The organism is Bradyrhizobium sp. CCBAU 51753, assembly GCF_015291565.1.
GTDB classification, from domain to species: domain Bacteria; phylum Pseudomonadota; class Alphaproteobacteria; order Rhizobiales; family Xanthobacteraceae; genus Bradyrhizobium; species Bradyrhizobium ivorense.
This window is the reverse complement of the sequence record NZ_CP030037.1, coordinates 995,352-1,009,716: the sequence shown is the minus strand read 5'-3', so window position 1 is coordinate 1,009,716 and position 14,365 is coordinate 995,352. Positions and strand designations below refer to the sequence as shown.

Annotated in this window: 18 protein-coding genes; 10 read left to right on the top strand and 8 right to left on the bottom strand. The window is 64.1% G+C overall.

The window, feature by feature from the left end:
* Positions 1 to 272: 272 nt before the first annotated feature.
* The 4 genes from XH93_RS04655 to XH93_RS04640 form a co-directional block, all read right to left on the bottom strand.
* Positions 273 to 1,301: a transporter substrate-binding domain-containing protein gene (locus XH93_RS04655; protein ID WP_246799484.1), complete on the bottom strand. Its 1,029-nt coding sequence runs from the start codon at positions 1,299 to 1,301 to the stop codon at positions 273 to 275.
* A gap of 96 nt (positions 1,302 to 1,397) precedes the next feature.
* Entirely contained in the window at positions 1,398 to 1,988 is a 591-nt protein-coding gene (locus tag XH93_RS04650) for an SCO family protein (RefSeq protein WP_139486966.1), read from the bottom strand.
* An 18-nt stretch (positions 1,989 to 2,006) separates the two neighbouring features.
* Positions 2,007 to 2,141: a hypothetical protein gene (locus tag XH93_RS04645; protein ID WP_371814927.1), complete on the bottom strand. Its 135-nt coding sequence runs from the start codon at positions 2,139 to 2,141 to the stop codon at positions 2,007 to 2,009.
* A gap of 202 nt (positions 2,142 to 2,343) precedes the next feature.
* Complete coding sequence (locus XH93_RS04640; RefSeq protein WP_139486967.1) at positions 2,344 to 2,814, bottom strand: hypothetical protein; 471 nt, start codon at positions 2,812 to 2,814, stop codon at positions 2,344 to 2,346.
* A 285-nt stretch (positions 2,815 to 3,099) separates the two neighbouring features.
* On the opposite strand from XH93_RS04640, the gene XH93_RS04635 reads away from it, so the two are divergent.
* Entirely contained in the window at positions 3,100 to 4,758 is a 1,659-nt protein-coding gene (locus XH93_RS04635) for an FAD-binding dehydrogenase (protein WP_194472621.1), read from the top strand.
* A 153-nt stretch (positions 4,759 to 4,911) separates the two neighbouring features.
* Here XH93_RS04635 and XH93_RS04630 read toward each other — a convergent pair whose 3' ends face one another.
* Positions 4,912 to 5,265: a hypothetical protein gene (locus XH93_RS04630; protein WP_246799483.1), complete on the bottom strand. Its 354-nt coding sequence runs from the start codon at positions 5,263 to 5,265 to the stop codon at positions 4,912 to 4,914.
* A gap of 834 nt (positions 5,266 to 6,099) precedes the next feature.
* Here XH93_RS04630 and XH93_RS04625 point away from each other — a divergent pair.
* Together XH93_RS04625 and XH93_RS04620 are read left to right on the top strand one after the other, a co-directional pair.
* Positions 6,100 to 7,002, top strand: coding sequence for a PHB depolymerase family esterase (locus XH93_RS04625; protein WP_246799482.1), 903 nt, complete (start codon positions 6,100 to 6,102; stop codon positions 7,000 to 7,002).
* 77 nt (positions 7,003 to 7,079) lie between these two features.
* The gene (locus XH93_RS04620) at positions 7,080 to 7,430 is read left to right on the top strand and encodes a RidA family protein (protein WP_139486977.1); all 351 of its coding nucleotides are present in this window, start codon (positions 7,080 to 7,082) and stop codon (positions 7,428 to 7,430) included.
* Positions 7,431 to 7,509: 79 nt separating this feature from the next.
* Here the strand turns inward: XH93_RS04620 and XH93_RS04615 are convergent, their stop codons facing one another.
* The gene (locus XH93_RS04615) at positions 7,510 to 8,643 is read right to left on the bottom strand and encodes an alpha/beta fold hydrolase (RefSeq protein ID WP_371814926.1); all 1,134 of its coding nucleotides are present in this window, start codon (positions 8,641 to 8,643) and stop codon (positions 7,510 to 7,512) included.
* Between XH93_RS04615 and XH93_RS04610 the strand changes: the two genes are divergently transcribed.
* Positions 8,633 to 8,848: a hypothetical protein gene (locus XH93_RS04610; protein ID WP_194472619.1), complete on the top strand. Its 216-nt coding sequence runs from the start codon at positions 8,633 to 8,635 to the stop codon at positions 8,846 to 8,848. The genes XH93_RS04615 and XH93_RS04610 overlap by 11 nt on opposite strands.
* Positions 8,849 to 8,878: 30 nt before the next feature.
* Here XH93_RS04610 and XH93_RS04605 read toward each other — a convergent pair whose 3' ends face one another.
* Positions 8,879 to 9,223, bottom strand: coding sequence for a hypothetical protein (locus tag XH93_RS04605; protein WP_194472618.1), 345 nt, complete (start codon positions 9,221 to 9,223; stop codon positions 8,879 to 8,881).
* Between the two features lie 29 nt (positions 9,224 to 9,252).
* Here XH93_RS04605 and XH93_RS04600 point away from each other — a divergent pair, with 29 nt between their 5' ends.
* Positions 9,253 to 9,471 (top strand): hypothetical protein, encoded by a 219-nt coding sequence (locus XH93_RS04600; RefSeq protein ID WP_194472617.1) that lies wholly within the window; start codon positions 9,253 to 9,255, stop codon positions 9,469 to 9,471.
* A gap of 577 nt (positions 9,472 to 10,048) precedes the next feature.
* On the opposite strand, the gene XH93_RS04595 is transcribed toward XH93_RS04600, so the two are convergent.
* Positions 10,049 to 11,116 carry an aromatic ring-hydroxylating dioxygenase subunit alpha gene (locus XH93_RS04595; protein ID WP_194472616.1) on the bottom strand — a complete coding sequence of 356 codons (1,068 nt, stop codon included), beginning with the start codon at positions 11,114 to 11,116 and terminating at the stop codon, positions 10,049 to 10,051.
* 107 nt (positions 11,117 to 11,223) lie between these two features.
* On the opposite strand from XH93_RS04595, the gene XH93_RS04590 reads away from it, so the two are divergent.
* From XH93_RS04590 to XH93_RS04570, 5 genes are all read left to right on the top strand, one after another.
* The gene (locus XH93_RS04590) at positions 11,224 to 12,132 is read left to right on the top strand and encodes a LysR family transcriptional regulator (RefSeq protein ID WP_194472615.1); all 909 of its coding nucleotides are present in this window, start codon (positions 11,224 to 11,226) and stop codon (positions 12,130 to 12,132) included.
* A gap of 106 nt (positions 12,133 to 12,238) precedes the next feature.
* Positions 12,239 to 12,928, top strand: a complete 690-nt coding sequence (locus XH93_RS04585; RefSeq protein ID WP_194472614.1) for an RNA polymerase sigma factor — start codon at positions 12,239 to 12,241, stop codon at positions 12,926 to 12,928.
* Between the two features lie 94 nt (positions 12,929 to 13,022).
* Positions 13,023 to 13,544 (top strand): DUF4142 domain-containing protein, encoded by a 522-nt coding sequence (locus XH93_RS04580; RefSeq protein WP_194472613.1) that lies wholly within the window; start codon positions 13,023 to 13,025, stop codon positions 13,542 to 13,544.
* 11 nt (positions 13,545 to 13,555) lie between these two features.
* The gene (locus tag XH93_RS04575) at positions 13,556 to 13,876 is read left to right on the top strand and encodes a cupredoxin domain-containing protein (protein WP_194472612.1); all 321 of its coding nucleotides are present in this window, start codon (positions 13,556 to 13,558) and stop codon (positions 13,874 to 13,876) included.
* A 93-nt stretch (positions 13,877 to 13,969) separates the two neighbouring features.
* Positions 13,970 to 14,332 (top strand): nuclear transport factor 2 family protein, encoded by a 363-nt coding sequence (locus tag XH93_RS04570; RefSeq protein WP_139486983.1) that lies wholly within the window; start codon positions 13,970 to 13,972, stop codon positions 14,330 to 14,332.
* The last annotated feature ends 33 nt before the right edge of the window (positions 14,333 to 14,365 follow it).

Sequence of the window (14,365 nt, the reverse complement as noted above, 5' to 3'; positions counted from 1 at the left end):
GTTCTCTCCAAAAAGGCCGCGAAAACTAACGCTTTCGCGGGAAAATGCAAAACGGCTGCGGGACGGTCGCCGCCTCCCTCGCCCCGCTCTCTTGTCCGCCGAAGCCCGCCTTCGGGCGAAGGCGGATGCGGGGAGAGGGTTGGGGTGAGGGGCTAGATCCGCATCAACAGCAAGAAGACGGATTCGCGGAGGCTCCCCCTCACCCGAAATTCAAGCTGCGCTTGAATTTCGACCTCTCCCCGCAAGCGGGGCGAGGTGAAGAAACTCCGCGGTCAGAACGGGCTGATCGAAAAATACCGCAGCCACAGGTCGGTGAAGCGGCCTTTTTCCCAGATCCGGAACAGCGCCCAGTTCAGCGACTGCCGCAGCAGGTCGTTGCCCTTGCGCACGGCGATGCCGACGCCCTCGCCGAAATAGCGGCTCTCGACGAACGGGCCGCCGGAAAAGGCGCAGCATTCAGCGGAATCGGTGCCGTTGACCCAGAACGCCAGCGAGATCGCATCGCCAAAGATGAAATCGACCTCGCCGCGGCGCAGCGCCGCGCGCAGCGCGTCGTTGTCAGGATAGGCATGGATCTCGGCATCGGTGAACATCGCCTTGAGATAGGCCTCGTGCGAGGTGCCGCCGATCACGCCGACCTTCTTGCCCTCGAGATATTCGGGGCGGATCTCCGGCAGCACGTTGTCGCGCCGGGAAACAAAACGCGCCGGCGCACGATAATACGGATCGGTGAAATCGACCCTGGCGCGCAGCTGCGGCGTCACCGCCATCGAGGCGATGATGGCGTCACCCCGGTTGGTCGCGAGCGCGTCGATCAAGGTCTCGAACCGGCGCATCTGGATGGTGCAGGTGACCTTGATCTCCTCGCAGAGCGCTCGCGCCAAATCGACATTGAAGCCGGCCGGATTGCCGTCGGGGCCGGTGAAGTTGAACGGCGGATAGTCGGTTTCGGTCAGGAAGCGGATCACGGTCAGCCGCGACAGGTCCGGCCGCTCCGGCCGGCGCCGCGGGTCCCAGAACCCGGGCACCGCCTGCGGTGCCGCCTCGACGGCGGGCTTGGACGGGGTGGTCTGCGCCGGCGGGGCGGCCGCGGCCGGCGGCGCCGCGGGTGCAGCCGGCGCAGGGGCCGGCTTTGCGGTTGGGGCTGGAGCAGGCGCGGTCTTTGCCGCCGGAGGCTGCGGCGCTGGTGCTTGCGCCGCCGCGGGCCGTCCCGAAACCAGCAGCGCAGCCGCCGTCATCCCCACAGCCAGACAGAGCTGGCGCGAGCGGACGGCAAAGGGCTGGATGGACGGCACTGGCATAAACTAAGCGATTTCAAGGGAATTGGACGGCCTTATAGACCATCCGGCGCGCGATGCGAGCGCCGATTCGGTCGATTCCGCCTGCGACCAGGGGGATCAGAGATACCGTTTCAGGTCGGTCGCCGCCGCTTCGGGCGTCCGTTTCAGGTTGAACGGCGAGACGAAACGGCCGTCGCGGTCCATCAGATAGATCAGCGCGGTGTGGTCCATCGTGTAGTCGCCATCCTTCAGCGGCACCTTCTTGGCGTAGACGCGATAGGCCGACAGCACCTTGGCGATCGCGGCCGGGTCGCCGGTCAGGCCCCTCAGGTGCGGATCGAAGCTCGAAAGATACTCCTTCATCGCAGCCTGGGTGTCGCGCTCCGGATCGACCGAGACGAAATAGGCGTTGACGCGGTCGGCGTCCTTGCCCATCGCCTTCAGCACCTCCGAGATCTCGAACAGCGAGGTCGGGCAGACGTCGGGGCAATGGGTGAAGCCGAAGAAGATCAGGGTCGGCTTGCCCTTGAGGTCGTTGTCGGTGACGGGCTTGCCGACCTGATCGGTAAGCTGGAACGGCCCGCCGATCGCCGACGGCGCGGCGACGGTGCGCAGGCCCCCGACCAGCCACAGCGTCAGGAACAGGCCGACCGCGAGGCTGGCGGCGAAGGCGGCGAAGATCACCAGCGGGCGGGTGGTCCGGGTCATGACGTCAGGCGATCCTTGTCAGAAGCAGGCCGAGATGCCGGCAGCGATCATCTCGAAGAACACCGCGGTCCCGTAGTGGAACCAGAGCGCGGCGGCGGCAAGCAGGGCCAGCCCGCCGATCCCGGCGGCGCCCCACAGGATCGCAGACGCCAACCGGCCCTGCGCCGGGGCGGCGATATCGTGAGGCTGGGCGGAGATCGGCTGAACCATGCATGTGAGATAAGCCGGGTTCCGGCGAGCGGCAAGCGCCATGGCGGCGGCGTGCCGTCACATCATGGCGAGGGAGTTTTCCACCCGCCTGATTGGTCGTGGCCGTGCCCGGCCTTGCCTGACTGACGGAAGAAGCAGCCGCCGCTTACCGCGTAGACGGTTTGTTCGCCGAAGCCTGGGCGTCGTAGAAGCAGGGCCGGTACAGCGCCTGCAGCTGCTTGCCGCGCAGGAAGATCATGCGCCGGGTCAGGCCGCCTCGCGCCGTGATCCATTTCCGCACCGCCGGGGGATACATCAAGTACAGCATGTGCGTTGCTTCGGGATTGGTGATGGCGCGTCCATCATCGCCGTAGTCCCAGGCGGCATGGAAGCCGAGCGTGGCGTGCGAGGTCACACAGATCCGATCGTGAGGAACCTTGCCGAGCACGATGGTGCAGGCCGAGGCGCACAGACCGTCGATGATCACGGTTTCGCCCGATGTTCGCAGGTCTTGATATCTGTCGACGTAGATTCCGATTTTTCCGCCGCGATCGTCGGCGATCCTGACCACTGCTTGAGACGCCCCCATTCCCGCCAGCAGCAGAACCGCAGCGAGCAACCCCGTCATCAACTTCATTGGCCTGCCCCAGTCGAAATCGAATCTGTTGGTCTTGTGATGCAAGATTGGCGTGAGCGTGTTGCGGACTCGGATTTTTGTCCAGACGACGCAGGCCAGTCAAAACAAATTCAAATTGGGTGTTGCGCCCACGCTGCAGTCACGTGTGGAAAGGTCCCAATCTGGAACAGATTGCCGCAACCGCTTGATGCCGCGCCGCCACAGGCAACGGGCTTTCGGGGACGATTTGCCGTTGACCCCGTGCAATGACGGGGTCTTCAATCTCGGCGGGTGGGGGAAATCAGAATGGCTGACGATGCAGACGTAATCGTGGTCGGCGGCGGACTTGCGGGTCTGGTCGCGGCAACCGAGATCGCCGACGCCGGCAAGCGCGTCATCCTGCTCGATCAGGAAGCGGAACAGAGCCTCGGCGGCCAGGCCTTCTGGTCGTTCGGTGGCCTATTCCTGGTCGATTCGCCGGAACAGCGGCGGCTTGGCATCAAGGATTCTTACGAACTTGCGCTGCAGGACTGGATGGGCACCGCGGGCTTCGATCGCGAGGAGGACCACTGGCCGCGCCAATGGGCCGAGGCCTATGTCGCCTTCGCCGCCGGCGAGAAGCGCGACTGGCTGCGCGCGATGGGCCACCGTATTTTCCCGGTCGTCGGCTGGGCCGAGCGCGGCGGCTATGACGCGATGGGCCACGGCAATTCGGTGCCGCGCTTTCACGTCACCTGGGGCACCGGCCCCGGCATCGTCGAGCCGTTCGAGCGCCGCGCGCGCGAGGCCGCCACGACCGGACGGCTGATCTTCAAGTTCCGCCATCGCGTCGATGCGCTCAGCGTCGCCAACGGCGGCGTCGACGGCGTCAGCGGCGCGATCCTGGAGCCGAGCAGTGTCGAGCGCGGCAAGAGCTCGTCGCGCAACGTCGTCGGCGATTTCACGCTGCGCGCGCAGGCGGTGATCGTCGCCTCCGGCGGCATCGGCGGCAACCATGATCTGGTGCGGCAAAACTGGCCGAAGCGGCTCGGCGAGCCGCCGAAATTCATGATCTCCGGCGTGCCGGAGCATGTCGACGGCCGCATGATCGGCATCACCGAGGCCGCCGGCGCGCGGCTGATCAACCGCGACCGCATGTGGCATTACGTCGAGGGCATCCAGAACTGGAACCCGATCTGGCCGCGCCACGGCATCAGGATTCTGCCGGGACCGTCGTCGCTGTGGTTCGACGCGACAGGCAAGCGGCTGCCGGCGCCGCTGTTCCCCGGCTCCGACACGCTGGGGCAACTGCATTACATCATGGGCACCGGCTACGATTATTCCTGGTTCATCCTGACCCAGAGCATCATCAAGAAGGAATTCGCGCTCTCCGGCTCCGAGCAGAACCCCGACCTCACCGGCAAGAGCTGGCGCATGACCATCAAGCGCGCCACCAACAAGGGCGCGCCGGCGCCGGTGGAGGCGTTCAAGCAGCACGGCGTCGACTTCATCGTGCGCGACAATCTCGGCGATCTTGTCGCCGCCATGAACAAGCTCGTCGGCAGCGATCTGTTGAAGCTCGATCACATCAAGGCGCAGATCGAGGCACGCGACCGCGAGATCGCCAACCCCTATGTCAAGGATGCGCAGGTGATGAACCTGCACAATGCGCGCCGCTACATCGGCGACAAACTGATCCGCACCGCCAAACCGCATCGCATCCTCGACCCCGAGCACGGCCCGCTGATCGCGGTGAAGCTGAACATTCTGACCCGCAAGACGCTCGGCGGCTTCGAGACCGATCTCGATTCGCGCGTGTTCGGCAACGATCACCAGATCATCCGCGGCCTCTACGCAGCCGGCGAAGCCGCCGGCTTCGGCGGCGGCGGCGTGCACGGCTATCGCTCGCTGGAGGGCACCTTCCTCGGCGGCTGCCTGTTCTCCGGCCGCAACGCCGGACGCGCCGCGGCAAAGGCGGTGGGCTAAAGCATGATCCGGAAAAGTGTGAAGCGGTTTTCCGGAAAGATCATGCTCAAACAAAGAGCTAAAGCGCTATGATGATTCAACCCAATCTCATCGCGCTTTAGTCGCGGCCCGCCGGGGTGAACCGACGGGCCTTGTTGCTCTGTCCGTATGTCTTCAGGCCGTCTTGGTGAAAAGCGTCAGGACGCCGTCGGTGAGATTGACCGCGACAACTTGTGCCGAGGTCATGCCCTTCGCCTTGAGCGCGGATACGGCTTCCTTGGACCCGTCGATGGAACCCCGCAGCCTCTGCAGATCGTCCTCGCTTGCCTTTGCGACCACAGCCTCGATCCTTGACCGGACCTCGGGCTGCAGTTCCTTGACGTCTACGACCTGTATGCTCCGGATGGTGGCGGACTCTTCTGACTGAGCCTGCGGCGGCGTCTTCGGTTGCGTTCCCTGCATTTGCGCCCAAGCAGGCGTTCCAAGCGAGAGCGCAGCAGCGATGACCGATGCCGTAAAGATGCGCATGCGTATTCCTTATGTTGATTGCCCCCAACATCCCGCGACAACGAGCCTTCCTTGCATAAGGTTCCGGCCGGAACTCCACTCTCTCGACGAGTGCGGTATGTAGTTGCGGGAGCGTCACAGGGGGCGCATTGCCAATATGGCGAAAACAACCCCATGCAAAGTAGCCCCGGCGGTCCGGCGGGTGACATGGCCACGGGCGTTCGATGGCCGCTTGACACGTCGGGCAAGTCAGGGGTATTCTTCCAATATTCCGAAATTGTCCCAAGTGGCGCGCCGCGCATGGCGGTAAGCTCCACTGTCATCGTCCGGCCTGTGCGCAATGCGCACATGGACCGGGCGATCCAGTATTCAGAGGCGGTTGTGATTGATCGAGAGGCCGCGGCGTACTGGGTCCCCCGGTCCCGTTTCCGCCAGGCTTCGACGGGGCTCGGGATCAGGCACGCCGAAGCACCTTGCGAAGGCGGCGAGCCGGGGGACGACACTGGGTATGTGGTGCGCCATGCCGTGACGCGATTTGCGTGCGAGGACGTATTCCGTTCGCACGGAAATGCGATAAGCGTTGCGCATGGCGGACTACGATCTTGCGATCATCGGCGACGGCTTGAACGGCACCAGCGTTGCGCGTGACGCCGCCGGCCGCGGCCTGCGCCGGCACCATGCCTTGCGACGGCGGATGGCCGGCCGAGCGCGTGGCCCTGTTCACGCGGTGGGCCGCGGCGCTGAACGCGCCAACCGGATCGTGAAGCCTCGCCCGGTTGAACCGTCCGCGCAGGCGTGGTGCAATCGCCATCGCACGGACGGACCTGCTCGGCGATGCGGCTGCGACCAATCGGCATGTTGGCTTTGACCGGCGCGCTCGTCTTGAGCACGGCGGCCGCGCGCGCTGACTCCCTTGTCGTCAATGGCACGACGCGGACGTTCATGGCGCGGGTGCCGGATAAGCGGCCGGCGCCGCTCGTCATCGTACTGCACGGCAAGACCCAGCGCGGCGCCGACATGGTCACGCGCACCTCGTGGCCATTGATCGCGAGGCGCGACGATTTTGCCGTGGTGTTTCCCGACGGGCTGAACCAGGCCTGGGCCGACTCCCGGCCGGACGAGCGGCGCGCCGCCAATCCGCCGCCCAAGGGCACCGACGACGTCGCCTTCATCACCCAACTGGTCGGAAAGTTCGTGGCCGACGGCATCGCCGACCCGAAACGCGTCTATGTCACCGGCATCTCCAATGGCGGCGCGATGGCGATGACGCTGGCCTGCGAGCGCGCCGATCTGTTCGCCGCGGCGGCCAGTGTCGTGATGAACCTGACCGCCGAATCCGCAAAGGCCTGCAAGCCGTCGCGTCCGATCCCGATGCTGTTGATGAACGGCACCGTCGATCCGCTGATTCCCTATGACGGCGGGCGCGGCAGCAGCTATTTCGCCGTCGACGGGTTCTGGTCGACGACGCAGACGCTGCAATTCTGGCGCCGGCTCGACGGCTGCGAGAGCAAGGATGCCGCGACCACCGACCTTGCCGACCGCAACCCCGCGGATCAGTCGACCGTGACGCGGATCGAGTCGAACTGCCCGCAGGGCCGCGACGTCGTGCTCTACCGGGTCAATGGCGGCGGCCACCGGATGCCCGGGAATTTTCCGGACGCAAATTATCCGAAGCTCGCCGCGGCGCTGCTCGGACCGCAAAACGGCGACATCGACGGCGCCGACACGATCTGGGCGTTCTTCGCGCGATTTCCGTGAGCGGTGCTGCAAATTGTGCAGTGGCGGTCGCCGCTTTGACGCGGTAGAGAGTGCCCGCCCTTCAAGTGGAGACCCAAATGAGCATTCAGCGTTTCGAAACCGGCCCGCGCATGAGCCAGGTCGTGGTGCACGGCAACACCGTCTATCTCGCCGGCGTCGTCGCCGGCAAGGCTGCGGGCGGCAGCGTGGCCGACCAGACCAAGGACATCCTGTCGATCATCGACGGCCATCTCGCCAAGGCCGGCACCGACAAGTCAAAGCTGCTCAGCGCCAACATCTACATCACCGACATGAAGACGTTCCCCGAGATGAACGCGGTGTGGGACGGCTGGGTCTCGCCGGGCAACACGCCGGCGCGCGCCACCGTCGAGGCCAAGCTCGCGGCGCCACAGTACAATGTCGAGATCATGGTGGTCGCGGCGAAGTAACGCGACCGCGTCCACCGCAACGAGCTTCCCCATGCCCCGGCTTGCAAACTGCAATTCGGGGCGTGGTTTTGTCGGCGCCTTACGCGCTCATCCGCGGCGCTTCCGAGGCATCGCCGATATCGGCCTGCAACCAGCGGGCGATCCGACGCCACGAATTGTTCAGCGCCTTGCAGCCCATGAAGAGGCCGAGGTGACCGCACGGTTCGGTGGCGCGCTCCTGCCATGCCGGCGGCGTGCCCAACAATCGGGTGGTCGCCAGCGCCTGGTCGCGCGGCACCACGATGTCGTTGTCGGCGGCGAGGAGGAAAACCGGCACCTTCACCTCGGCGAGATCAACCGCGCGGCCGAGCGCGACGAAGTCGCCGTGGGCGATCCGGTTCTGGCGAAAGATCCAGTCGGTGACCTGAAGATAGTAGGTACCGGGCAGATCCAGCGTCTCGCGATTCCAGCGCTCGAACCGATCGCGCAGCGCTCCGCCGGTCTCCGATCCGGTGAGATCTCGCTGCAACGCCGCTTCTGCGTCTTTCAGGGTGAGGGGCATGCTCCATAGCTGCAGCATGTTCGCGCCGCTGATGATGCCGTCTCCCTGACGCGCCAGCACCTCGAAACCCGGCTGCGGAAGCGAGACCACCATTTTGGCAATTTGCGATGGTACCGAGATGTCGATCGGACTACCGGCGAGCACAAGCCGCCGCACCTTGCCCGGAAAGCGCGCGACATACAGCAGCGACAGCCATCCGCCCTGGCAGAGTCCGGCAAGATCAACCGGAGGCCCGATTTCATCGACGGCGACATTGAGCTCTGCAAGATAGGTATCGATCGAGAAGTAGCGCATCTCGGGCGTGGCCGAGCGCCAGTCGGTGAGATAAAGGCGCGTAATGCCCGCGTTTCGCAGCACCTCCACCAGGCTGTGGCCCGGCGCGAAATCCGCAATCAACGAACGGTGCAGCGCGTAGGGCGCGCACACCAGCAACGGCCGGCCTTCGGCGCTTCGTGAAAAATCCACGAGGCGCATCGACGGCAGTTGCAGGGCTCCCCTGTTCGGCGTCGTCCATGGCAACGGCGCCTCGTCTTCGGGCCTCTGTGCGTGGTCGGCGAACCATTGCCAATAAGTGTCGAGCATGACCCTCGTGGCCTCAAACGGCCACAGCCAGACCTGCTGCGCCAAACCGGCGCCCGCATGCTGTTCGGGAGGTCCCGTCTTGTCGCTCAAGACTGTTCACCGATTGACGGATGTCGACCTGGTCGGGGGCGGCATGGGGCAAACGTTCGCGCCCGGCCAAAGACCGACGAATTCAGGTCCATCATTCTACGCCAAATCCGGCGGAAGCGGCAGCCATAAAGGGTTTCGGCGGCTGAGTATTTTCAAGGGGCATTCGGACAAAAGGCTTTCCATCCCGTCGTTGACCTCCAAATGATATTTTGCCTTGTGCGAACACAGCCCGCGATCATCTTTTTCGCCGAAAACCACGAATTTGTCGTTCCACCTCGCTCTTTGAGGAGCCGTTGTCAAACCGAGCAATGGCGCGGCCTAACCGATTTTCTCTAAACTCGATCTGCTTGTTCGTGTAACCGCCCCACACGCGACGACCGCCGAATGCAGCCCAACCACTTCGTCCAGTCAGCTTTCCGTTATACAGAGAGCCATAAACACTCCCCGGATCGGCAAATTCATAAACAGCCTCGATCACGATGGGCAAAATTTCTTCAATTTGACGGGCATGATGGCGAGCGCGTCTATCAGCCTTCTGTTGAAACTCGTTTCGTCTTGCTTTCGTATCCAACTGCTGCATTTGAATTGCTCCAGGCCCTCAATTGAAAATTGACGCTGATTGATACCGGCAGTTCGCTCAAGAACCTCATACAGAAATGCATTAACCCGCTCAGCGATTTCCATTACATCGACGCTCGTTCCGTCAATCTCAATGCGAGCGGTGCCCATTTTGAAAACGTCGCCTTCCACCACGCCTTCCTCTACAACCGCGCCATAAATCGCAATTTGTTGAGAGCTGGTGACAACCCGCAACTTTTGTCCGGTTAATTGACCGTGCTTGATCGCGAACGCGGCATCACGAAGCAAACGATAGTCTGAGTTATCTGCAGCAAGCGCATCTCGAAACTTATCGTCCTTCTCAGGAACGCACTTCCCAGCGACGACCAAAGCAGCGAAACAAGGGCAGAAACAAGTCTTTGGGTATCGCGTCTGCGAGTTCCGCCATAGGTTGACCCTCCGTAGATAGCACGCCGCAATATATCAGTTCGTCACGCACTTCCTAGAGGTTGTTGATCCCGCCACGCACCCATACGGGCCGCCCGACTAGTGGATGCTGGTGAAGCCGCAAGCTGTCGAGGAAACGACGCCGAGTTGACGGACCGCGAGATGTTGCGCAGGGGCGCCACGGCACCGTAGGTGCTGCCGAAGTACACAAAGCGCACGACGCGACAAATCGTTAACGGGGCGAAGAAACGTCGCGCCGCGCGAACGAAAGACGGCCAATTGTCCGAATGAACATCAGTTCGCTTGTCCGAATTGCAAACTGATCGTACGGCAAGTAGCTGAAATCATTGGAGCGGGTGAAGGGAATCGAACCCTCGTATTCTTGGAAGGCAGCCGACAACTATGCGGCGCGTGCGGTGCCCTTCTCCGCCTCGATCTTGCGCGCGAACAGCCAGCGGAAATAGGTCAGCGGCGCATCGGCGCCGATCGCGAGCAGCTGATAATCCGGATCGGCGTCGAACACCCGCTGCTGCGCCTCGATGATGTCTTTGTCCTCGTTGAAACCTTCCTCGAGGCTGTGGCGCAGCGACAGCGCGATGTTCGGATTGTCGATGTCGAAATCGTGCAAATAGTTCCAGAAGAAGTGCGTGGTCGAGCGCGTCTCCGGCGTCATGAACTGCGCGTTGCGATAGGAACGCGTGCCCGGGACCTGGACGCCCTTCTCCACACCCTGCCCCGCCGGCGCGAAGGTGGTGTCCAGCGTGAAAATGCCCGGGACGATCATGCGGCCGATGTTGCGGCGGTCGATCGGGTCGGTTTTGTTCGGGATCACCTTCTTGTGGTAGGGCGGCGGCTCGGCGCCCATGTGCCAGCGCTCGACCCGGAAACCGTCGTCCAGCTTCTCGATCGCGACCGGTTTGGTCTTGTAGGCGTACTCCTCGGAACCGCCGAGCGTGTTGGTGTGCACGAAGGCGAGATGGGCGAAATCGCTGAGGTTGTCGACGATCAGCAGCCAGTTGGCCTTGTAGTGCATGTAGCCCGGCAGTCCGCGCCATTTCGGGTCTTCGAGCGGCGGATAGTCGAGGATCAGCTTCGGATCGGCCTTCTCGGGATCGCCGGTCCAGATGAAGATCAGATTGTAGCGCTCGACGACGGGATAGCTGCGCACGCCGAGTTTTGCCGGGATCGCATCCTGGCCGGGGATCTGGATGCACTTGCCGTCGGCGGCGAACTTCATGCCGTGATACATGCACCTGATATCGTCACCCTCGACGCGCCCCATCGACAGCGGCGCGGCGCGATGGCAGCAGCGGTCGTCGAGCGCGACGACCTTGCCGCTGGAGCCGCGATACAGCACGATCGGCCGCTCCAGGATGGTGCGCGCGACCATCTTGCCGTCGATCAGCTCGTGATTCCACGCCGCCACATACCAGGTGTTGCGCAGAAAAATTCCGTCGTGGTCGGCCATGTCTCGCTCCCGATGCAATGTTGGTCGCTCGCGAGGTTAGGTGATTGCAGCCGCCTGGATAATCCGATTTGGCTGGACACACTGTACCGCTGGATGGACAATCGGCCATGGAGTGGCGCGATTGGGAGCTGTTTTGCGAGGTTGTCGAGCACGGCGGCTTCACCGCGGCCGCGCGCGTGCTCGGCCATCCCAAATCGAGCCTCAGTGCTGCGGTGCAGCGGCTGGAGGCCAATCTCGGGCTGCGGCTGATCGAGCGCACCACGCGGCATTTGCGGCTGACCGATTCCGGCGAGACCATCTATCGCAAGGTGCGCCCGCTGTTCGCCGCGCTGCACGACACCCACAGCGAGGCGCTGGCGATGAGCAGCGCGGTCGCCGGCACGCTGCGCATCAAGGCACCCTACGAATTCGGCGCGCATCATGCCGGGCCGGTCGCCTGCGCGGTGATGAGCCGCTATCCGGAGCTTTCGATCCGGATCGATGTCGAGCACGACATCGTCAACCCCGTCGCCGAGAATTACGACATCGTGTTCGCGATGCTGGAGGCGCCGCTGCCGGCGGCCGGCATCGTGATCCGCCGCGTCTTCACCCTGGAGCGCGGCCTGTTCGCCGCGCCGGCGCTGCTGGAGAAATTCGGCGAACCACGCACGCTGGACGACCTGCGGAGGCTGCCGCTGCTGACTGGCCCCAGCGATCCGCCATGGGCGATCACCGCGCCCGGCGGCGCGGTCGAGCATCTCGCGGTCGATCACGCGCGCCTCACCTCATCGAACGCCCATGTCCGCCTGCAGGCCGCGCTCGCCGGCCATGGCGTGCTGCGGGTGACAGCGGCCTACGCCCGCACCGCGGTGGCGGCCGGCGAGTTGCGGCGGCTGCTGCCGGACCACACCTGCGAACCGCTCAACGTGCATGCGCTGCTGCCGGCGCGACAATTCGTCCCGGCAAAGGTGCGCTGCTTCCTCGACGCGATGGAGGTGCATGCGCGGGGCGATCCCGAGGCCTATATCAAGCCGTAGGGTGCCGGATCGGTCGATTTTCCGGGCGGGCACTGATTTTCCCGGGAACCTGTTCGTGTCAGCCGCATCCAATGACCGTATCCGTGATCAGTGAGGGTGACCCGCCATGCGTCAGGCCCAGGCAACGACCGTTCTGCCGATCGGCGCAGCAGACGCCGAACTGGTGCGGCGCGCGCTCGCTCGCGACGAGGCGGCCGTCCGCGCCATCATGCAGGCGAATAATCGCCGGCTGTTCCGGCTCGCCCGCGGCATCCTGCGCAACGACAGCGAGGCCGAGGACGTGGTGCAGGACACCTATGTCCGCGCCTTCACCCATCTCGACCAGTTCCGCGGCGAGTCCAGCCTGTCGACCTGGCTGTCGCGGATCGCAATGAACGAGGCGCTCGGCCGCGTGCGCCGCAGGCCGGCCGGCGTCGAATGGTCCGAGTTGCCGCAAGGCGGTCACGAAGCGCAAATCATCCAGTTTCCTCTTTCGTCAGCAGACGATCCGGAACGCTCCATGGCCCAGCGCGAGATCCAGCATGTCGTCGAGCACGCGATCGACGAGTTGCCCGAGGCTTTCCGCCTCGTCTTCATCACCCGCGTGATCGAAGGCATGAACGTCGAGGAAACCGCCGACATCCTCGATCTCAAGCCGGAGACCGTGAAGACGCGGCTGCACCGCGCCCGCGCCATGCTTCGCGACAATGTCGAGCGAAAGATCGGCCCGATCGTGCTGGAGGCCTTTCCCTTCGCCGGCCGCCGCTGCGAGCGGCTGACCGAGGCGGTGCTGAAACGGCTCGGCTACGGCGCGTAAGATTTTCGGGAACCTCTGCGCGGCCGCGCCATCCAATCCCTGTGCAATCAACCACGCGCCGGCATGCCGCCGGACGCCACAGGAGTGTCAAACCATGTTCGTTCGATTGAGCATCGCCGTCGCCGCGCTGAGCCTGCTCGGCAGCGCCGCGCTCGCGCAGGGCGCGAAGCCGACCGATCCGCAGATCGCCCATATCGCCTATACCGCCGGCGTGATCGACATCAACGCCGCCAAGCAGGCCGAGTCGAAGGCCTCCAGCAAGGAGGTCAAGGCGTTCGCCCAGGACATGGCGCGCGACCATGAGGCCGTGAACAAGCAGGCGCTCGATCTCGTCAAGAAGCTGAAGGTGACGCCGGAGGACAACGACACCAGCAAGACGCTGTCCAAGCAGGCCGCCGACAAGCTTGCCGAGCTCGGCAAGCTGAAGGGCGCCGAGTACGACAAGGCCTACATCGCCAACGAGGTCGCCTACCACAAGGCCGTCAACAGCGCGCTGGAAACCCAGCTGATCCCCGCGGCGAGCAACCCCGAGCTGAAGAGCCTGCTGCAGACCGGCCTCAAGCTTTTCCAGGGCCACCAGCAACACGCCGAGCACGTTGCGGCCAGCCTGAAGTAGGAGGAAAACGCATGTCGCCAGGACGCCATCTCACGACGCTGGTCCTGCTCGCGCTCGGCGCGCTGGCCGTCCCGGCACATGCAGCCACCATCCAGATCGTAATGGAGAATCTCGTGGTCTCGCCGGCCGAGATATCGGCCAGGGTCGGCGATACCATCGAATGGATCAACAAGGACGTTCTTGCCCACACCGCCACAGCGAGGAATGGCGACTTCGACGTGACGATCGCGCCGAAGAAGACGGTCACCTCGGTGCTCGGCAAGGCCGGCACGGTAGAATATTATTGCCGCTACCATCCCAACATGAAAGCGGTGCTGAAGATCGCGCCGTAACGCCGCGATGACTTGCGAGGTAATCGATCGAACGACGCGAACCTTCGATAGTCCGGACAGCCGAACCATCCGGCAGCATCGAAGGAGACAGCCATGACCGACCACGCAACCATCGCACGCCGCTATATCGAGCTCTGGAACGAGCGGACGCCGAGCCGGCGCCGCGAGCTGCTGAGCGAGAGCTGGACCGCGGATGCGCGCTATATCGACCCGCTGATGAGCGGCGACGGCCATGAAGGCGTCGACGCGCTGATCGCAGGCGTGCAGCAGAAGTTTCCCGACTTCAAGTTCAAGCTGCTCGGCGAGCCCAACGGCTTCGGCGACCACGTGCGCTTCTCCTGGGGCCTCGGCCCCGACGGCGTCGATAGCCCGATCAAGGGCACCGACTTCGCAGTGCTGAAGGAGGGCCGGATCAGGAGCATCACCGGCTTCCTGGACCAGGTACCGGGCGCCTGAGGCACCCGTCATTCCGCAGGGCAATCGCATATG